This window comes from Micromonospora sp. NPDC018662 (assembly GCF_044391475.1).
GTDB lineage: Bacteria > Actinomycetota > Actinomycetes > Mycobacteriales > Micromonosporaceae > Micromonospora.
Map to the genome: position 1 here is coordinate 82,055 of NZ_JBISAC010000013.1, position 19,788 is coordinate 101,842.

The following is a 19,788-nucleotide window of genomic DNA, read 5'->3' on the forward strand; positions in this document are numbered from 1 at the left end:
ATGCGCATCGAGATCGACGGCGTGGCCAAGGGCTACGCCCGCGCCGACGGCTCACGCCTGTCGGTGGTCGGCGACCTGAGCACCGCCGTGGAGGCGGAGGAGTTCGTCTGCGTCATCGGGCCGAGCGGGTGCGGCAAGTCGACCCTGCTGGGTCTGCTGGGCGGGCTGCGTCGGCCGGACAGCGGGGAGATCCGGTTCGTCGGGGAACGCACCGCCGACGGCCCCCTCACCTCGATCGTCTGGCAGGACTACGCGCTCATCCCCTGGCGATCCATCGTCGACAACGTCGCGTTCGGGTTGGAGCTGCGCGGGGTGTCCGCCCGGCGCCGCCGGGACGTCGCCCGGGAGCACCTGGCGATGATGGGCATCGAGGCGTTCGCCGACGCCAAGCCGCACGAGCTGTCCGGCGGCATGCGCCAGCGGGCCGGCATCGCCCGGGCGCTGGCCAGCGACCCCGAGGTGCTGCTGATGGATGAGCCGTTCGCGGCCGTCGACGCGCAGACCCGGACCCTGCTGCAGGACGAGCTGCTCCAGGTCTGGTCCCGCAACCGCAAGACGGTCCTGTTCATCACGCACAGCATCGAGGAGGCGCTGCTGCTGGCGGACCGGATCATCGTGCTCGGCCCCCGGCCCACCCGGGTGGTGGAGGAGATCCGGGTGCCGTTCCCGCGCCCCCGGGACCGGGACGTCGAGCTCGACCCGCGCTTCACCGAGCTGAAGCGTCACCTGTGGGCGCAACTGCGGGACGCCACCCTGGCCGCCGAGTGGGCCGAAGCGAAGGGGGAACGATGAGCGAGAGCACCGTGCCGACCCGGGAGCGGGCGTCCGAGCAGCCCACGCCGCCGGTGGTCCGGTACGCCGTGGACCCGCGGGCGGAACGCCCGCCGGGCCGACTGTTCCGGCTGCTCAGCAGCGGCGCGGGCAGCATCGTCCCGGTGGCCCTGGTGCTGCTGCTGTGGCAGGCGGGCAGCATGGCCGGGCTGATCGACAAGACGTTCTTCCCCGCCCCGTCGGAGTGCGTCCAGGCCCTGGTCGGGCTCTTCTCCTCCGGGGAGCTGTTGCCGAACGTCGGCATCACGGCACGGCGGATCCTGCTCGGGTTCCTGCTCGGCGTGATCCCGGCGACCCTGCTCGGCATCGCGATGGGGCGGTCCCGCTGGATCCGGGTGCTGGTCGACCCGCTGATCGCCATCACGTACCCGATCCCGGTGGTGGCCATCCTGCCGCTGCTGCTGGTCATCTTCGGCACCGGCGGCCGGCCGATCGTGGTGCTCGCCGGCATCATCTCGTTCTTCCCGGCCGTGGTGAACGCGATGTCCGGAGTGCTCCAGGTCGACGAGCGGCTCATCCTGATGGCCCGCAACCTGGGCGCCGGCCGGCAGCAGATCCTGTGGAAGATCGTCCTGCCCGCCGCGCTGCCGTCCATCTTCGCCGGTATCCGGCTGGCCGCCGGACTGGCCCTGCTGGGCACCATCGCCGGCGAGTTCCTCGCCGCCAGTGACGGCGTCGGGTCGATGACCTGGCGTTACTGGCAGATCTATCAGATCGACAACATGTACGCCACGCTCGCGGTCATCGCGGCGATGGGCTTCCTGCTCACCACTGTGACGTTGCGGGTGCAGCGGCGCTTCTTCGGCTGGACGGAGGGTCAGAAATGAGAATCACGAAGACGGGTGTGGTCGCCGGGGTGTTGGGCGTCTCGCTGCTGTTCGGCACCGCCGCGTGCGGTGGCGACTCGGCGGAGTCGGCCGGTTCCGGCGGGGCCGACAAGGTGACGGTGAACTCGCTGGAGATCCTGTCCTTGGCGCCGATGATGGTGGCCGACGCGAAGGGCTTCTTCGGCAAGCACGACGTCGAGGTGGAGTTCAGCAACGCCGACATCTACTCCCGGCTGGCGGTGCAGGGGCAGGGCAAGCTGGACGTGAACATCCCGGGCACCGGCGGCGCGCTGTTCAACGCGGTCAACCAGGGCCTGCGGGTCCGGGTCGTCGCCGACCGGCAGCAGTACCGGTGCGCCTCGGACAACCTGCTGCTGGCCCGCAGCGCCGCGTACGACGGCGGGCTCAGGGGCGTCGCCGACCTCAAGGGCAAGAAGGTGGCCATCCTGGCCAAGGGGTCGAGCACCGAGTACTGGCTGGACCGGGCGCTGGGACAGGTCGGGCTGAAGCAGTCGGACCTCGGTCAGGTCGTGACGTTGAGCTACCCGGACACCGCCAACGCGCTCAAGAGCGGGGCGATCGACGCCGGCTTCCTGGTGGAGCCGCTGGCCTACCAGCTCATCAGCGACGGGCAGGCCAAGCGGGTGCTGGCCATGAACGAGGTGGCCCCGAACCAGGAGCAGGGCCTGATCACCATGTCCCAGGACTTCATCGCCAAGCGGCCCGAGGTCGCGGCCCGGTGGATGGCCGGCTGGTTGGAGGGTGTCCGGTTCTACCAGGACCCGGCCAACCGGGACGAGGTCGTCAAGATCATCGCTGAGCGGACCAAGGTCCCGGCCGAGACGATCGGCAAGCTCTACGGCACCGACCAGTGGCCGTACATGGACCCGAACGGGCGGGTGGACACCGCCACCGTGGTCGCCGAGGACGGCAAGTGGCTGCTCGACAACAAGATCATCGAGAAGCTGCCGGAGGTTTCCGGGTGGCACGACGGCTCGGTCGTCGACGCCGCCCTGAAGATCGTCGGCGAGGTGCCGGCGAACCGCGACTGCTCCTCCGTGCAGAAGCTGGAGTCCTGATGTATCCGCGTCCGAGCCGGCTGGCCACCGTCCTGCGTGACGGCGGGGTCGCCCTGGGCAGCCTCACCCTGCTCCAGGAGCCGGCGCTCGGCGAGATCCTCGGCGTGCTCGGCTACGACTTCCTGGTCATCGACACCGAGCACGCCGCCGCCGACGAGCAGAGCGTGCTGGCGATGGTGCGGGCGGCCGGCTCGGCGGGGACCACCCCACTGGTCCGACTGCGCCGGATCGAGGAGAAGGACCTGCTGTGGTCCCTGGACAGCGGGGCCGGCGGGGTGGTGCTGCCGCTGGTGGAGACCGGCTCGCAGGCCGCCGAGGCGGCCCGGTTGACCCGGTATCCGCCGGCCGGGGACCGGACGCTGTGCTCGGCGGCCCGCGCCGCCGGGCACGGCACCGCCCGGGGCGACTTCGACAGGTACCTGGCCTGGGCGGCGGAGAACACCACCACCGTCGCCCTGGTCGAGACGCCCGCCGGACTGGCCAACCTGGACGACATCCTCGCCGCCGAGCTGGACGTGCTGATGCTCGGCCGCGCCGACCTGTCGGTCAAGCTGGGCCTGGGCTACCAGCCGACCCATCCCGAGGTGGAGAAGCACGCGGTCGCGTTCGTCGACCGGGTGGTCGCCGCCGGCCGGGTCGCCGGGATGCTGGCCTACTCCCCCGAGGAGGCCCGCCGGTGGATCGACCGGGGCGTCCGGTTCGTCGTCTACTCGCAGCCGGAGATGCTGCTGTCCACCGCGTACCGGCAGGCGCGCGAGCAGATCCTGGGCGGTGCGGCATGAGCCTGCTGGTGACCGGCGGGGCCAGCGGCATCGGCGCGGCAGTGGTCGCGGCCGCACGCGGCCGGGGTGAGACGGTCCACGTCATCGACGTCAGCACCGGCGTGGACGCCGCCGACCCGGTGGCGGTGGGCGAGTTCGTCGACGCGGTCGGCGCCCCGGACCGGGTGGCGCATCTCGCGGGTGTGGTCAGCGCGGGTGGCATCGAGCAGACCAGCCTCGCCGAGTGGGAACGGACGCTGCGCAACAACCTCACCTCCGCGTTCGTGGTGAGTCAGGCGGTGGTGCCCCGGATGGCGGCCCGGGGCGGCGGGTCGCTGGTGCTGATGAGCAGCCTCAACGCCCGCGACGGCGGGACCCGGCTGTCCGGCGTCGCGTACGCGGCGGCGAAGGCCGGGGTGCTCGGGCTGATGCGGCACCTGGCCGTCGACTACGGACCGCGCGGGGTACGGGTGAACGCCGTCGCGCCCGGCCCGGTGGCGACGCCCATGCACGACCGGCTCACCGAGGCACAGAAGTCGGCGCTTCGGGGACGGATGCCGCTGGGCCGGGTCGCCTCGGCCGAGGAGATCGCCGACATCGTGCTGTTCCTGCTCTCCGATTCCTGCGCCACGGTCACCGGGGCGACCTTCGATGTGAACGGTGGCAGTCATCTCAGCTAGGTTGCCGGGGACCACCTCGACGTGCGGCACGGGAGGCACTGTGAACAAACGGGTGACGTTGCGGGATGTCGCCAGCTTCACCGGTGTGCACGTCTCCACGGTCTCCCGCGTCCTGCGCGGCGACGACGTCCGGGTCAGCCCCGCCACGGCGACCCGGATCGTCGACGCGGCGAAGGAACTCGGCTTCCACCGGGACCGGTGGGCGGCGAGCCTGCGCAGCGGCAAGACCGGGGTGATCGGGGTGCTGGTCCCCCGGATCACCGACATCGTGCTCGCCACCGTGTTCGAGGGCATCGACGCCGCCGCCGCGACCGCCGGCTACCAGGCGGTCGTGAGCAGTTCCTGGGACGACGACGAGGCGCGGGCGGTACGGATCCGACGGTTCATCGGGGAACGGGTGGACGGGCTCATCATCGGTGACGCCCGACGCACCGATCCCACCCTGGCCCGACTCGCCGCCGACCGGGTGCCGTTCGTCCTGGTCAGCCGGGCGTCCCGGGGCCACCCCTCGGTGACCGGCCGGGACCGCCTCGGCGGTCGCCTGGCCGCGGACCACCTGATCGACGTCGGGTGTCGGCGGTTGGCGGTCGTCGCCGGCCCCGAGCACGCCAGCACCTCGGCCGACCGGGTGGCCGGTTTCCTGGCCGCGGCGAAGGCCCGCGGTGTGCCGGTCGACCCGCGGTGGGTCGTACCGTCCAGCTTCGACGTCGCCGGCGGGGCGGCGGCGATGGCGCGGCTGTTGGAGTCCGGCCGGCCGGACGGCGTCTTCGCCGTCAACGACTTCGCCGCCATCGGGGCGATGGGGACCCTGCGCGACCACGGCCTGCGGGTGGGTCGGCAGGTGGCGGTCGTCGGCTACAACGACATCGACGTGGACGCCCAACTGCTGGTGCCGCTCACCTCCATCCGGCAGCCCCTGCGCGACATGGGCGCGCAGGCACTGCACACGCTGCTGAACCTGCTGGTCTCGGGCGAGGCCCGATCGGCGCGCCTGGCACCCGAACTGATCGTGCGGGCCACCACCGCCGACTTCTCCCCCACCTCGTCGTAGCGCGCCCGCGTGGCGGCGGAGACCACGGGCCACCGCTCGACCTCCCGACCGCACTCGGCTCTCCCGGCCGCAGTGACCTCACCGCGCCGCATCCCGCTTATTTCATACGGCGAACGAATTAACGCGTCAAGTGGCCGATCGGCCGAAGATTTCCCACCCGACCGCTTGTACAGGGAAAAGGCGGTCGGTGTCGCGCGCTCGGGATCGGTGACGGGGCACCCAGCCCACGCCCGAGCCCGCACAGAGAGCGCGCCTTGTTTTCTTCCGGAAATTAAAAAAGTCGTCGCCAAGGCATTGACGGGCCACCGCGCCGGTCCCTAGCGTCACCGGCGAAGGCCTTCCAGCGTGTACGGACCTCCGTCCTTACTGGCATCCCGTCCCACGCCGGCACACCGGAACCTGCCGCCTCTGGCGGTCCCACTCACCGTCCACCCGCGACCCCGCCGTCGGCGCAGCCACGCCCGACGTCGCCGGCCGCTGCACGGACCTCGCGTCACCCGAAAGGATCTGCATGCGCATCAAGGCGTTCCTGCTACCCACGGCGCTCGCCCTGGCCCTGTCCGGGACCCCGGTCGTCGCCCACGCCGCACCCACCACCGCCCGCCCGACCGACGCGGTCGACCTGGACGTCCTCTTCGTCAGCGCGCACCCCGACGACGAGGCCGGCAGCCTCGCCACCCTCGGCCAGTGGAAGGAGAAGTACGGCGCCAAGGCCGGCGTCGTCACGATCACCCGCGGCGAGGGCGGCGGCAACGCCGTCGGCCTGGAGGAGGGACCGCCGCTGGGCATCATCCGGGAGCGCGAGGAGCGCACCGCGATCGGCAAGGCCGGGGTGGAGAACCTCTACAACCTCGACCGCGTCGACTTCTGGTACACGGCCTCGGCACCCCTGTCGGAACAGATCTGGGGGCACGACGAGACGCTGGGGCAGATCGTCCGGGTGATCCGGCAGACCCGGCCCGAGATCCTGATGACGATGAACCCCTCCCCCACCCCCGGCAACCACGGCAACCACCAGCAGGCCGCCCGGTTCGCCGCCGAGGCGTTCCACGCCGCCGCCGACCCCAGGGCCTTCCCCGAGCAGCTCACCCGGGAAGGGCTCACCCCCTTCCGGGCGGCGAAGCTGCTGCGTACCGGTGGCACCGGCACCTCGTCGGCCGGGCCGCAGTGCGCCTCCAGCTTCGTGCCGACCGTCCCGACCGACCAGGTGTTCGGCGTCTGGGAAGGCGCTCGCGCCGCCGACGGCAGGACCTGGGCCGAGATCGAGGTCGAAGCCCGCCGGGAGTACGTCACCCAGGGCTGGGCGAACACCGCCGCCGCCCCCACCGACCCCGCCGCGATCCGCTGCGACTTCTACACCCTGGTCGACAGTCGCGTCCCGTACGACCCGTCGGACACCTCGCCCGAGGCGATCCTGCGCGGGTCGGTGCTGCCCCCGGCGGCCGGCGGGCTGCCCCGCGGCACCGAGTTCCACCTGACCGCCGACCGGTTCGACCTCGCCCCCGGGCAGAGCGTCAAGGTCACCGCCCACGTCCGGGCACCCCGCGACCGGGCGCTCACCGCGCCCCGGGTCGCACTGCGACTGCCCGAGGGCTGGACCGCCACCGGTTCCGGCGCGCTACGCGGCGCCGTGCCGGCCGGCCGCGAACGTACGGTCACCTTCACCGTGACCGTTCCCCGGGGCGCCGCCACCAACGCCCAGCACCTGCTCGGCGCGTCGCTCACCACCGGCCGGGGCGCCGGCCGTACGGACCGCGCCGTCCGGGTGGTCGCCGACGTGCGCGGCACCCTGGAGCCGCTGCCCGAGGTGGGGCTGTTCCGCAGCTGGGCCGGCGACAGCGGCTACCCGCAGCTGGACACCCTGATCAAGCCGGTCCTGACCATCGGCTCCGGCAAGAGCCGGACCGTCCGGGTCGACCTGCGCAACCACGGCACGACGCCGCAGAGCGGGGCCGTCACCCTCGGCCTGCCGGCCGGCTTCACGGCGGACGCGGCGACGAAGAGCTACACCGGCCTGGCGCCGGGCGCCACCGGAGCGGTCACCTTCACCGTCACCAACAGCGACGCCGGCCTGCCGACCGCCAACGAGGGCGGCGACGGCGGCGACTACGGAATCACCATCACCACCACCAGCGGCACCGGCAGCACCGTGGAGACCGGCGCCCTGGAGATCGTGCCGACCAGCGTGGTCCCGCGCGCCGGCCAGGGCCACGCCGTCGACGGGGTGGCCAGCCCCGGCGAGTACCCCGGCGAGGAGCTGGACCTGTCCCGCATCTGGGAGGGACAGGCCACCACGCCGCAGGACGCCTCGGCCACCGGCCGGATCGCCTGGACCGACGACTCCCTCGTCGTCTTCGTCCAGGTCACCGACGACGTCCTCGGCAAGAAGGTGGTGCCCCAGGACTGCAAGCGGCAGCGGCGTACCGACAGCGTGGAGATCATCGTCGACCCGAAGGGAAACTCGACGGACACCTCCACCGTGTTCAAGGCCGGCATCTTCCCGGTCACCGACGACCCCGCCAACGGCGACCCGCCGTGCTGGCAGCGGGACGCCGACAACCGGCAGGGACCGGGTGCCACGACCGCCCCCGGGATGACCGTGGTCAGCAAGGTCACCGCCCCGTACACCGGTTACACCATCGAGGCCCGCATCCCGTTCGCGGTGCTGCCCGACGCGATCGACCCGACGCGGATGGGCTTCAACGTGCTGGTCTACGACTCGGACACCCAGGACCTCAGCTCCCAGTCCCGGCTGGGCTGGTCCACGTTCACCGGCGTCCGGGCCGACCCGTACCGGTACGGGCTGGTCACCCTGCCCGGTCTCACCCCGGCGTCCCGGCAGCCCACCGCCCCCGTCTTCCCGGACACCGCCGCCCGCAGCGTGCACAGCGCGCAGACCATCGCCCAGTCCGCGGTGGACGGCGTCGCGCCCGCCGCGGTACCCCGGCTGCCGGACCGGGCGCTGCGACTGACCGGCCCGCGACAGGTGGCCGGTGGCGTGCGGGTGACCGTCCGGGCCGACCGCGCCGGCACGGTGTACCTGCACACCTACGACGGCGACCGATCGCTCGGTGAGCGCTCGGTGCAGCTACGCCCCGGACGCCCGGTCACCGTCCTGGTGCCGGTGACCGGTGGTACGCCCACCTCCGTCCTGGCCGCCTTCGAGAGCCGCGGTGCCGCACTCGCCCGCCAGGTCCCGTTGACCTGACCCGCGTGCGCCGGAACCCCCCAGCCGATCGGCTGGGGGGTTCCGGCGTGAGAACCGGTCTCCGTGTGGTCGTCCGCGGCACCCGGGGGCGCGGGCTTCCCGTCGGGGCCGCTCATGAGCTGCGGTACGCGTCCCCGGCCGGGGTCAGGACGCCGTCCTCGCGGTACAGACCGAGCGCCGCCGCCTCCCCCGACGCGGGCAGCGCGAACAAGGCGTAGCGCTCCACGTACGGGGCCGCCTGCAGCCGGGCGGTGGCCTCGCGGACGAACGCGGTCAACTGCCCGGCGCTCGGGTAACGAGGACGACCACGGAAGTCGGTCAGGCTGAACTCGGTGACCCACACGGGCAGTCCGTACCGCTCGTGCACCGCCTGCACATAGTCCATCAGGTGCTGCGGGGCGGCAGGGCCGAAGTCCGAGCCGTACCAGTGCAGAGCGATGAAGTCCACCCGCATGCCGCGCTGACGTGCCCCGCTCAGGAAACGGTCCAGCCATCCACCGGGAACCTCGCCGCCGAAGGCGACGGCCGGGCTACCCAGGCGCATACCGGTCCGCTCGAGCCGCGGCCACAGCTCCAGCGCCTGCTCGACGCTCATGTTCGCCTGCTTCGGCAGGTCGGGCTCGTTGAAACCGAGCAGCGTGGTGCCCGAGCGCCGCGCGCTGTCGAGTTCGTCGTCGTTGACCGCGCCGGCTCCCCAGATCATCGGTACGAACTCCGCCTGCGCCGGGACGTCCTGCGGGGTCGCGGACCAGTCGTAGTACCAGCCGGCCCCCACCGCGTGGACGCCGTCGGCGACACGGGGGAAGGCCCACGTGCTCACGCCCTTCTTCCCCGTCCCGCCGGCCGGACGCGGTGCGCCGGGCACGCTCCACCGCTGGGTCGGGCTGCCGGTGCAGGTCCACAGCCGCAGATGCGTGCCGTCGGCGTCGCCGGGGGCGTCGAGGCACTTGCCGGAGCCGGTGTTGACCAACTGCCCGTCGGTGAACCGCCACTGCTGCGCGCCGGTGCCGTTGCAGTCGAACAACTGGATGCGCGTGCCGTCCGCCCAGCCGCCGCCCACGACGTCGAGGCACTTGCCCAGCGCCCGCACCGGCCCGGGACCGCCGTCGTGGAACCAGTCCTGAGCGATCGTCCCGTTGCAGTCGGCGACCTGGATCGGCGTGCCGTTGGCGGTCTGCGTCCACGCCACGTCGACGCATCTACCACCGGCGCCGACGATGGTCGTGTCGGAACTGGCCCGCGCCGCGGGCACTGCGGCCAGGCCGGCCCCGATCACGGCCCCGACCGAACCAAGGACCACCACGGCGCGCACCACCCGGTTCGCGCCGCCCCGCTGCCCGATGTGCATTCGACCCTCCACCACTCGCCGGACCCGCCCTACGGCGGGCGGAACTTCGCCTTCAACGGCCGGGGAGGACCTTCGGTTCACGGATCACGCCGTTCCGTTCGGTCCGGAACGGTCCCTGAGCCGGACGGCCGCCGGCAGATGCAGATAGCCCTGGCCGCTGACGGTGCGGACGCCCTGCCGTCCCGCCGCAGAGCGATGACGCCGGAGGCCGTCAACTGCCGACACCGGGGCAGGCTGCCCGGCCCGGCCGGTATGGGGGTAGCCGTTCGGGCGGCCGGTTTGCCGCTGTTCCACACCACTCCCATGTCTACGGTGTAGACATGGGAACGACCGCCGACCGTCTGGTAGCCATCGCCCGCGACCTCGTCATCGCCGAGGGGCCCGCCGCGGTGACCATGCGCCGGGTGGCCGCCGCAGCCGGAATCACCCCGATGGCGATCTACCGCCATCACGCCAACCGCGAGGCGCTGCTGCGGCGCGTCGCCGACGAGACGTTCGACGACATCTCGAAGCGGTGGGCCGACCGCCAACCGGGTCCCGGCAATCTCATTGCCGACCATCTTGACGATCACCTCGACTTCGCCCTCGGCCAGCCGAAGCTGTACGACTTCGTCTTCACCGATCCGCGTGAGGGCGCACGTCGGTTCCCCGACGACTTCCGCGACGGCGGCTCGCCGTCACTGTCGCTGGTCACCGACGCGCTGCGGAACGAGGGCTTCCGCGGCGGCGACGGCGACGATCTCCTCGAGTTGGCACTGGCCTTCGGGGCCCTGATACACGGCCTCGTGCGGCTGTACCACGGCGGCCGGATCGCCATGTCCCCGGCCGAGTTCCGCGCGCTCTGCCACCGACTAGTAGGGAGGATGCTCGATGTCCACAACTGAGCCCGCATCCACACCGACGCGCGTACCCCGCGACGGCCACCCGGCAGGTGACCGATGACCACGGCGCGCTATGTGACGAGCATGATCGAGGCGTTCGACCGGTACGGCGACCGGACCGCGTTGGTAACGGCAGACCGGGGCATCGAATATCGCGAGCTGCTGACCGTCACCTACCGGCTGGCCCGGGCGCTGCGGACACAGGGAGTGGAACGCGGCAGCGGCGTCGTCTGCCTCGTCACCAACACCCCGGAGGCGCTGTACCTACGGATCGCGTGTCATGTGCTGGGCGGCCGATACGTCGCCGTGCAGCTCAATGCCCTGACCGAGGATCTCGACCACATTCTCGCCAACGCCGACCCGACCGTCGTCGTGTTCGACCCCCGGGGCACCCCGCCGGACCAACCCGTCCCGCTGGTCGCGGAACGCGCCGGCGTGCGACGCGTTCTCGCACTCGGTCCGGCGACGGCGACGACCGACCTCCTGGCACTGGCGGCGACGCAGCCGGCGACGCCGATCGCCGTCGCGGCCGAGGACGGCGACGTCGCCGGCATCTGCTACACCAGCGGAACGACCGGCACCCCCAAGGGGGTGGCGTGCACCTTCGCAGCCCTCGCGGCGGCGTCCGAGGCCAGTGCCCGGACGGCGGCCGGCCTCCCGCTGCCGGACGGACTCCGGTTCATCGCCGCCACCTCGATCGCCTACGCGGTCGGTGATCTCGCCGTGCAGATGCTCGTCCTCGGCATCGCGGTGGAGTTGCACGAAGGGTTCGAGGCGGGCGCGTTCTGGGCGGCCGTCCGGCGTTCGGGTCCGGTCGCCACCTTCCTGTATCCGCCGCAGCTCTACCAGTTGCTCGACCATCCCGCCGCTCCCACCGGGCCCGGCAGTGACCTCGCCCTGGTCGTGTACGGCAGCTCACCCATCGCGCCCCGCCGACTGCGCCAGGCGATCGAGTTGCTCGGCCCGATCTTCCTGCAGGGTTACGCGCAGACCGAGGTCACCTCGGTCACCATCCTGACGCCCGAGGATCACCTGGCGGCGGTGACCGACCGGCCACAGCTGCTGGCTTCGGTCGGTCGTCCGGTGCCGGGCTGCACGGTCTCCATCGTGGACTCCGAGGGGCGCGACCGGGCGCCGGGAGAGGTGGGCGAGGTCTGCGTACGCTCGGCGTCGGTGATGACCGGGTACTGGCGCCAGCCGGAGCTGACCGCCCAGGTCATCCGGGATGGCCGACTGCACACCGGGGACCTCGGCCACCTCGACGACGACGGTTACCTCTACCTGGTCGGCCGACTCCGAGACATGATCATTGTCAATGGCCGGAACTGCCATGCGGCGCCCATCGAGGCCGTCCTGACCGGTCATCCGCAGGTTCGGCAGGCGGCCGTGGTCGGCGTGCCCAGCGACGAGACGGGTGAGGCGGTCCACGCGTTCGTCGTCCGCGCACCGGACGGTCCGATGGGCGCGACGGGACCAGGCAACCAGGCGGAGCTTGTCGACGTGGAGCAACTGCGGGCCCTCGTCATTGACCAACTCGGCGTGCTACGTGCGCCGGCAGCGGTCACCTTCGTCGACGACATACCGCTCACCGCCGCCGGCAAGCCCGACAAGAAGGCCCTGCTGGCCACCCTGGACGCGACGCTGGCGGGTGCGCGGTGATCACCTCATCGGCGGTCGCAGCCCCGACGGTACGGCGGCTCCAGCTGACGGAGGTGGAGCGCGACGCGCTCGGCCGGCTCGTCGACGCGTTCACCGCCACCGACCGGACCGCGGATCCGCTCAGCTTCGCCGAACGGCTGCCCGCTTACGCCGTACGGCTGCCGGAGCGGATGCGGGAATTCCTGGGGCAGGTTCGCGCGGACGAGGCGCCCGTGTCCGTGATATCCGGGCTTCCGCTCCAGGCCCTTCCGCCGACGCCGCTCGACTGGACGGCGGCCGCGGCCGGCGTCGGTCGACGCGAGGAGCTGTTGCTGGTGCTGTGCGGCCTGCCGCTCGGCGAGCCGTTCGGCTGGGCGGCGCAGCAGGGCGGGCGGCTCGTACACGATGTCTGTCCGTCCCCGACGATGGAACAGTCGCTGACGAGCGCGTGTAGTGCGTCACCGTTGTCGCTGCACACCGAGGACGGGTTCCATCCGTGCCGCGGCGACTATGTCGCACTGCTGTGCCTGCGCAACCCCGACGCCGTACGGACGACGTTCGTCCGACTGGGATCCCTCGGTCTTCCCGACAAGCTCCAGAAGATCCTCCAGGATTCCCGGTTCCGGTTCCTGCCGGACGACGCACACGTGGGCGGCGCCTGCGCCGAACGGCTCCGCGCCGACCCGGACGGCACGGGGCTCGGTCCGATCATCTTCGGCCCGCGGGAGCACCCGTATCTGCGGTTCGACGCGGACTTCACCGCGGTCTCCGACGGCGACGACGAGGCAGCCGCGGCGATGGCGGACCTGGACGAGCGGCTGAGCGCGGCGACCGAGTCCATCGCGCTGGCCCCCGGCGACCTGCTGTTCATCGACAACTACCAGGTCGTGCACGGCCGGGCGTCGTTCCGGGCCCGTTACGACGGAACCGACCGCTGGCTCAAACGGCTGAATCTGATTCGGGACCTCCGCCGGATCTACGCCACCGCTGACACCCGTTCCCGGATCATCCGATGACCGCCCGTCGATCGATGAGTGACGTGACCGCCATGGAGCTGCGCGCCGTTGCCTACGACCATCCGGACGCCATCGCGCTGGTGTCCCTGCTGCAACGCCACTACCTGGCGGTCTACGGTGAGGAGGACCCCCGGTACGGGGATCCCGGTGAGTACCTGCCACCGCGCGGTCTCTTCCTGGTCGGCTACCTCGACGGCCGTCCCGTGGCCTGTGGTGGTTGGCGCGCGAAGGACGCCGGCACGTGGGGCTTCCAGGACGGCGACGCCGAACTCAAGCGCGCATACGTCGTCGAGGAACTGGCGGGCCTGCAGATGCTGGGCGCTGCCCACCGCATCCTGACGGCGGTGGAGAGCGCGGCGACTCGCGCGGGACGCCGGCGCGCGGTCCTGGACGTCGGCTTCAAACAGGTCACCGCGATGAGGTTCTTCGAGCGGACCGGATACGCCCGGATTCCGAACTACGGGGTCTACCGCGATGACCCGCAGACCATCTGCTACGCCAAGGCGCTGCGATGAGCACCCCGGTGCGCGCCCCCGGCCCGGGTGCCGCCGCCGCGCCGGCAGCGGTGACCGGGCTCGTCTTCCGGCCGCTGGCGACGTTGCGGTCGTTGGCCAGGTACGGCGATGCCGTGGAACTGCCCCTCCATCCGGGGCACCGGCTCTTCATCATGAGCAGTCCCCGACACGCCGAACACGTCCTGGCTCGCCATCAGGACAACTACGTCAAGGCCTTCACCTACCGGTCGATGCGGGCCGTGCTCGGCACCGGGCTGCTGTCCGGTGAAGGCGACACCTGGCGCCGCCATCGCCGACTGCTGCAACCGGTGTTCACCCGCCGCAACGTCGCGGGCTTCGCCCCACAGATCGTCGACGCGACCCGGCGGACGCTGGACTCCTGGGACCGACATCGCGACGGCACGCAGATCGAGGTGTCCGGAGAGGTCAACGCGCTGGCCCTGGACATCGTCGGTCGAGTTCTGTTCAGCACCGACATGACCGGCCACACCGGCCGGATCGCCCACGCCCTCACGATCCTGCTGCCCGCCGTCGCGATCGGCACCTTCCTGCCGTTCCTCTGGGGGCCGCGCGGCACCCGGGCGATCTGGGCGGCCAGCGGACGCTTCGGCGGGCCGCTCGCCGCGATCGACCGGCCGGTGCGCCAGCTCATCGCCGAGCGGCGGGCGACGCCCACCGTCGATGGACCGGCCGACCTGCTGGACCACCTGCTCACCGCGGGTGACGAGGGCCGGACCCGACTGACCGATGCGGAGATCCGCGATGAGGTGACCACGTTCATGCTGGCCGGGCATGAGACGACGGCGACGACTCTCGGCTGGTGCCTGGCGCTGCTGTCGGCCCACCCGGCCGTTCGGGACCGTTTGGAACATGAGGTGGACACGGTCCTTGCCGGCCGCGAGCCACGGGCCGCCGACGTGGAGAAGCTCAGTTGGACCACCGCCGTCGTGAACGAGGCGTGGCGGTTGTACCCACCGGTGTGGACCATCGAGCGGGAAGCCGTGCGGTCCGACGTCATCGAGGGGATACCGATCCCCGCGGGCAGCACCGTCGCGGTGCCCGCATACCTGGTGCACCGCAACCCCGCCATCTGGCCCGACCCCGAGCGCTACGACCCGACCCGCTTCCTGTCGGTCGCCGACCGCCACCGCTACGCCCACATCCCGTTCGGCGGCGGCAGGCGCGCCTGCATCGGCGCCGGCTTCGCGCAACTGGAGGCGGTGCTGGTGCTGGCGATGGTGACCCAACGCTACCGGCTGGAGCTGACCGCCGGGCTGCCCCGCCCGAGAGCCAACGCCACCCTCCGCCCGGGTCGGCGGCTGCCGATGCGTCTGACGCGTCGGTCATGAACCCTGACACCGGCCCGACCGCTGGAAAGGACGAACCCAGATGAGCAGCCTTGCCGTCAGCCGGGAACTGCTTCTCGGTTGGCTCGACGCTCCGTCGACAGAGCGTGGCGTGCGGTTCCACGTGGATGGACGGGACTGGTCGCGCCACACCTACGAGGATCTGGCGGAGCGCGCGTTACGCGCCGGCGCTGCCCTGGCCGACGCCGGGGTACGCCGCGACGAGGTGGTGCCGCTGGTGCTGCCGTCCGGCCCGGACTTCGTCGCCTGCTTCTTCGGACTCCTCGCCATCGGCGCCACCCCGTCGGTGCTGCCACTGCCCGCCGCGTTGCAGGACACGACGGGCTACGAGACGCAACTGCGGGCGATCGCCGCTGCGGTGCGACCTCGGTTCGCGATCGCGTCGGACGACCACCGCGACGCGTTGCTGGCCGGCGTCCACCAGGCCGGCCAGCAGACCACCATCCTGGCGCCGAGCTACGGCGACGCCGGGGCGGTGCCGCGTGCGCACGGGGAACTGGCCGTCCTGCAGTTCACCTCGGGCTCGCTGGGACGCCCGCAAGGCGTGCGGATCACCGTCGACAACCTGGCCGCGAATCTCCGGATGATCCAGCGCTGGCAGGGCATCACGGACCGCGGCGGGGTCTCCTGGCTGCCGCTCTATCACGACATGGGTCTCGTCGGTGGGCTGCTGACGCTGGTGACCCTGCAGACGGAACACGCGATGATGCGGCCCCAGCAGTTCGTCCGCGACACGCGGGGCTGGCTCGCCGAGTACGGCCATGGCCGGTACGCCCAGATCTTCATGCCGAACTTCGGCTTCGAGCGTGTCGTCGACCGGGTCACCCCGGACGATCTGGTCGGGCTCGACTTCTCGGGCGTCACGTCGGTGGTCAGCGGGGCCGAACGGATCAACCCGGCGGCGCTGGCACGATTCGCCGCCCTGTTGCAACCGCACGGCTTCGACAGCCGCGCGCTGACCCCCGCCTACGGGCTCGCCGAAGGCACCCTCGCGGTCACCGGCGGACCCCGACACGAACCGGTGCGGATGGTCCGCACCAACGCCCCGGGTCGGAGCCTGGATGACAAGGTCGAGGTGACCGGGACGGCGGTCCTCGACACCGACCTGGTGTCCGAGCCGTGGGCCTGGCAGGTGAGCTGCGGTCGCCCGCTCGAAGGCCTGCGGGTGGAAGTGGTCGACGAGGACGGGCGGCCCCAGTCGGACGGCGTGTTCGGGGAGATCTCCGTACAGGGCCCTTCGGTAACCGCCGGCTACGCCGACGCCACGTCGCGGGACGGTACCCGACTGGTCGAGGGGTGGCTGCGCACCGGCGACGCCGGCTTCTTCCACGACGGCGAGCTGTACGTGGTCGGCCGCCTCGGGGACAGTGTCAAGCTCCGAGGACGCAGCATCTTCGTCGAGGACGTGGAGCTGGATCTGCGCGCCCGTACCGGAATCGCGCCCCGCAACCTCGCCGTGGCCGGCGGCATCGTCGACGGCCGGCCGACGTTGCTGGTGGTGGTGGAGCGGAAGCTGGGCAACCAGCTCGACGTGGTCGTCGAGGCCGTCCGTACCTTCACCGGGTCCGCCGTCCGGGTGCTGATCCTGCAGGCCAGGCGCGGCACCATCCCGTTGACCTCCAGCGGCAAGCCCCGCCGGCGCCTGCTGTGGCGCCGCCACCTCGCCGGGCAGTTGACCGGCGAGTGGCTCGGCGACCCTCCGGCGCCGCGCCGCACCGACACCGACCAGCAGAACCGGGAGGCAGGCAGTGAGCCCGTCGCACGCTAGCGCCCCCGCCGCCATCTCCTCGACCGGCGAGGCGCCGGACCGGCCGCTGTTCGCGGATGGTCCCTTCGGCCCTCGCGTGGACGCCGCCCGGGCACGAGCCGCGGAGTCGATCGGCGCCGCTTTCGCCCCACACGCGGCGGCCGACGAGCACGGTGTGTTTCCGCGCGAGGTGCTTGCCGACCTCGGGCGCAGTCGATTGTTGCGGCAACGCTGGCACCCGGGCCCCTTCGGTGACGCCGGTCTCGGTGTGATCATTGCGGAGGAGAGCGGCCGGTACGGTCGTGCGGGCCTGTCGGTCGGCGTGAGTCTCTGCCTGGAGACGGTCGGTTCGATCCTCGTGCGCTACGGCGACTCACCACTGTTGCGGGAATATCTCGACGGGCTCCTCGACGGAAGGCTGATCGGTTGCTTCGGGGCCTCCGAGCCGACCGGCGGTTCCGACCTCACCGGCCTCCGCACCGTCGCCCGGCGGGTACCCGGCGGCTGGCGGGTGACAGGTGAGAAGAAGTACCTGTCGCTCGGCCTGGTGTGCGACTTCGCGCTGCTGCTGTGCCGGATCGAGGATGACAGGGGCGACGCCCACGGCGGCCTCGGCGTCTTCGCCGTACCCGCCTCGGCGTTGTCGATCCGCAAACGGCTGCGCAAGGTCGGTACCGCGGCACTGGACACCACCTGGATGACGATCGACGCCAGGGTGCCGGACGAGGCACTCGTCGGTCGGCCCGGCGCGGGTCTCCTCGTGGCGACCTGGGGGCTGAGCCACGAGCGGCTGTCCATCGCCGGGCAAACCGTCGGCGGGGTTGCCGCGGCCACCGGCCTCGCCACCGCACATCTGCACCGGCGGGAACAGTTCGGCCGCCCGTTGCTCCAGCACCAGGCGCTCCGGTTGCGGCTGGCCGACCTGTCCGCTCGGCTGCTGTCGTTGCGGTTCGCCGTCTACTCGGCGGCGCAGGGCATACCTGTCACCGGCGCCTGCGGACCTCGGGAGACCGCCGCGCTCAAAGTCACCGCCACGCGTTTCGCGGAAGAGGCGATGAGCGAGTGCATGCACCTGTTCGGCGGTGCCGGTTACCTCGAGGACGAAACCCCGCTCGGCCGGATGTGGCGGGACACCAGGCTGGGCCGGATCGGTGCCGGCACCGACGAGATGATGTGGGAGTTGGTGGCCAGCGGCATGACTCCCGATTTCGTGGGCTACGACGAACTCGTGGACCTCGGCTGAGCACGTACGCCTTCCGCACCCGACCATCAACCTCCGAAAGGTGAGGACCATGACCACACATCCCGTGCCGGTGACCGAGGCTGATGTCATGTCGGCGCTCGAGGCGATCTTCCTGGAGATCAAGCGGGTCCGCCGGGAACTGCGACCGGAGGACCACCTGGTGCAGGACCTGGACATCGATTCGCTGGCCGCGCTGGAACTGATGATCGCGCTGGAGGCTCGCTTCAGCGTCAACCTCTTGAACGACCCTCGCGCATCCGCCGTGGCCACCGTCGCCGAACTGGTCGACGTCATCCGTCGCCAGGTCGCGTCGGCGCCGCACAAGGTGGCGTCGACCCGTTCGCCGCGGCCGGGCGCCTGACGGCGTCGACGACTGCCCGGGTCGTACGCCAGGGGTCACCGATGCTCCCTCGACCTGCGTTCGGCGCGCTGACGCATCGACTCCCATGACGAGAGGCATCGATGATGGAGAACTGAGCGACGAGCGTGTCGTGGAACGCCCAGCTCGGCAGCGCGAACTGGGGCTTCCAGGCGACGCACGGCGCCGGAACCCGTGAATCAAGGTCAGTGCGGGAGTTCGGCGGCGCAGCATGCCTCGCCGTCGGCGGCGAGCAGGCCCGCGAAGTCCGCAAACTTGATCTTGAAGCGGCCGTGCTGGCCCCAGCCGCTGCCCCACGAGTTCTGGAACAGGTACGCCTGCTCGGAGTCCAGCCGGTCCAACATCACGTAGCAGTCGGCGTCCGGGTGGAACATGTCGTCCGTCCAGTTGGTGCCGACCACCACCGATCCCTGGGTGTTGATCCACTGGTCGATCTCACTGAGCGAGCCGGCGAACGCGAACGCCGCGAGCCGGCCCCGGTTGCGCAGCGCCAGCGCCCCGGACCGGACGGTCGAGCCGTTCTCCGCCCGCGGCTCACCGTCGATCACCTTGCACTCGTAGTACAGCGCGTGCGCGTCGGCGTTCTGGAACTCCCCCGGGACCGGTGTGGCGTCCACCCAGCCCGTCCAGCCGAAGCCCACGCAGTGCCCGGTGTCGCCCTGGTCCAGCTGGACCGGCAGCTGCCAGGCCGGGGCCGCGTCACCGGCCGGCGTCGGGCCCGGCGCGGGTGGGGCCCCGCCGGCCTGCTTCTTGAGCCAGCGCCAGAAGACCAGGTACGCCCGCCAGTCGGTGAAGTAGGTGGTCTCGGTCAGCACCTGCTCGATGGTCCGCTGCCGGATCTCCGCCGGCGGCTCGGCGATCTCCATGAGCCGCGGCAGCGACCAGTCCCGCGGGTCCGGCCGGTACACCCGGCCCAGCAGATGGGGGCCGATCACCTCGCTCGCGCTGCGTTCCGGTGGGTCCTGCGCCAACCGCCGGTTGAGCTCCATGACGGCCTCCCTCTCCGACCAACCTCCAGCAGGGGTGTCCAGTTCTCACGATGCGCCCCGGCCGGCGGCCGGCACAGTCCGTTTGCCGACTGTCGGCACGGAATCCGCTGGCCGGATGGGCTCGGGGGCATTGGCACAAGCACGTACGAGGCGATGTGGTGGTCCGCCTGACTCTCGGCCGGCAGGGACCGCGCGGAACGTCGCGGCGTTCGTGACCACTTCCTCCCC

Annotated in this window: 17 protein-coding genes; 15 read left to right on the forward strand and 2 right to left on the reverse strand. The window is 71.7% G+C overall.

Annotation, left to right across the window (positions count from 1 at the left end):
• The 7 genes from ACH495_RS27990 to ACH495_RS28020 all read left to right on the forward strand — a co-directional run bounded on the left by ACH495_RS27990 (nt 1) and on the right by ACH495_RS28020 (nt 8,437).
• Nucleotides 1-792 carry an ABC transporter ATP-binding protein gene (locus ACH495_RS27990; RefSeq protein WP_396860698.1) on the forward strand — a complete coding sequence of 264 codons (792 nt, stop codon included), beginning with the start codon at nt 1-3 and terminating at the stop codon, nt 790-792.
• On the forward strand, nt 789-1,658 hold the full coding sequence (locus tag ACH495_RS27995; protein WP_396860699.1) for an ABC transporter permease: 870 nt from the start codon (nt 789-791) through the stop codon (nt 1,656-1,658). Before ACH495_RS27990 ends, ACH495_RS27995 begins: the two co-directional genes overlap by 4 nt.
• Nucleotides 1,655-2,737 (forward strand): ABC transporter substrate-binding protein, encoded by a 1,083-nt coding sequence (locus tag ACH495_RS28000; RefSeq protein ID WP_396860700.1) that lies wholly within the window; start codon nt 1,655-1,657, stop codon nt 2,735-2,737. Before ACH495_RS27995 ends, ACH495_RS28000 begins: the two co-directional genes overlap by 4 nt.
• A complete protein-coding gene (locus tag ACH495_RS28005; RefSeq protein ID WP_396860701.1) occupies nt 2,737-3,519 on the forward strand; it encodes an HpcH/HpaI aldolase/citrate lyase family protein in 783 nt (260 codons plus the stop codon). The genes ACH495_RS28000 and ACH495_RS28005 overlap by 1 nt, the downstream gene beginning before the upstream one ends.
• Nucleotides 3,516-4,178 carry an SDR family NAD(P)-dependent oxidoreductase gene (locus ACH495_RS28010; protein ID WP_396860702.1) on the forward strand — a complete coding sequence of 221 codons (663 nt, stop codon included), beginning with the start codon at nt 3,516-3,518 and terminating at the stop codon, nt 4,176-4,178. The genes ACH495_RS28005 and ACH495_RS28010 overlap by 4 nt, the downstream gene beginning before the upstream one ends.
• Before the next feature lie 40 nt (nt 4,179-4,218).
• Nucleotides 4,219-5,229, forward strand: coding sequence for a LacI family DNA-binding transcriptional regulator (locus ACH495_RS28015; RefSeq protein WP_396860703.1), 1,011 nt, complete (start codon nt 4,219-4,221; stop codon nt 5,227-5,229).
• 511 nt (nt 5,230-5,740) lie between these two features.
• Complete coding sequence (locus ACH495_RS28020; protein ID WP_396860704.1) at nt 5,741-8,437, forward strand: sugar-binding protein; 2,697 nt, start codon at nt 5,741-5,743, stop codon at nt 8,435-8,437.
• A 112-nt stretch (nt 8,438-8,549) separates the two neighbouring features.
• Here the strand turns inward: ACH495_RS28020 and ACH495_RS28025 are convergent, their stop codons facing one another.
• Entirely contained in the window at nt 8,550-9,785 is a 1,236-nt protein-coding gene (locus ACH495_RS28025) for a glycoside hydrolase family protein (RefSeq protein WP_396860705.1), read from the reverse strand.
• 320 nt (nt 9,786-10,105) lie between these two features.
• Between ACH495_RS28025 and ACH495_RS28030 the strand changes: the two genes are divergently transcribed.
• From ACH495_RS28030 to ACH495_RS28065, 8 genes are all read left to right on the forward strand, one after another.
• Entirely contained in the window at nt 10,106-10,669 is a 564-nt protein-coding gene (locus ACH495_RS28030) for a TetR/AcrR family transcriptional regulator (protein WP_396860706.1), read from the forward strand.
• Between the two features lie 54 nt (nt 10,670-10,723).
• The gene (locus tag ACH495_RS28035; RefSeq protein ID WP_396860707.1) at nt 10,724-12,325 is read left to right on the forward strand and encodes an AMP-binding protein; all 1,602 of its coding nucleotides are present in this window, start codon (nt 10,724-10,726) and stop codon (nt 12,323-12,325) included.
• Nucleotides 12,322-13,320, forward strand: a complete 999-nt coding sequence (locus ACH495_RS28040; protein ID WP_396860708.1) for a TauD/TfdA family dioxygenase — start codon at nt 12,322-12,324, stop codon at nt 13,318-13,320. The genes ACH495_RS28035 and ACH495_RS28040 overlap by 4 nt, the downstream gene beginning before the upstream one ends.
• Nucleotides 13,321-13,334: 14 nt before the next feature.
• Entirely contained in the window at nt 13,335-13,835 is a 501-nt protein-coding gene (locus tag ACH495_RS28045) for a GNAT family N-acetyltransferase (RefSeq protein WP_396860709.1), read from the forward strand.
• Nucleotides 13,832-15,184, forward strand: a complete 1,353-nt coding sequence (locus ACH495_RS28050) for a cytochrome P450 (protein WP_396860710.1) — start codon at nt 13,832-13,834, stop codon at nt 15,182-15,184. Before ACH495_RS28045 ends, ACH495_RS28050 begins: the two co-directional genes overlap by 4 nt.
• A 40-nt stretch (nt 15,185-15,224) precedes the next feature.
• A complete protein-coding gene (locus tag ACH495_RS28055) occupies nt 15,225-16,970 on the forward strand; it encodes an AMP-binding protein (RefSeq protein ID WP_396860711.1) in 1,746 nt (581 codons plus the stop codon).
• Nucleotides 16,971-17,217: 247 nt separating this feature from the next.
• Nucleotides 17,218-18,192: an acyl-CoA dehydrogenase family protein gene (locus tag ACH495_RS28060; RefSeq protein ID WP_396860712.1), complete on the forward strand. Its 975-nt coding sequence runs from the start codon at nt 17,218-17,220 to the stop codon at nt 18,190-18,192.
• A 49-nt stretch (nt 18,193-18,241) separates the two neighbouring features.
• The gene (locus ACH495_RS28065) at nt 18,242-18,553 is read left to right on the forward strand and encodes an acyl carrier protein (RefSeq protein ID WP_396860713.1); all 312 of its coding nucleotides are present in this window, start codon (nt 18,242-18,244) and stop codon (nt 18,551-18,553) included.
• Between the two features lie 203 nt (nt 18,554-18,756).
• On the opposite strand, the gene ACH495_RS28070 is transcribed toward ACH495_RS28065, so the two are convergent.
• Nucleotides 18,757-19,560 (reverse strand): hypothetical protein, encoded by an 804-nt coding sequence (locus tag ACH495_RS28070; RefSeq protein ID WP_396860714.1) that lies wholly within the window; start codon nt 19,558-19,560, stop codon nt 18,757-18,759.
• Nucleotides 19,561-19,788: the final 228 nt, after the last annotated feature.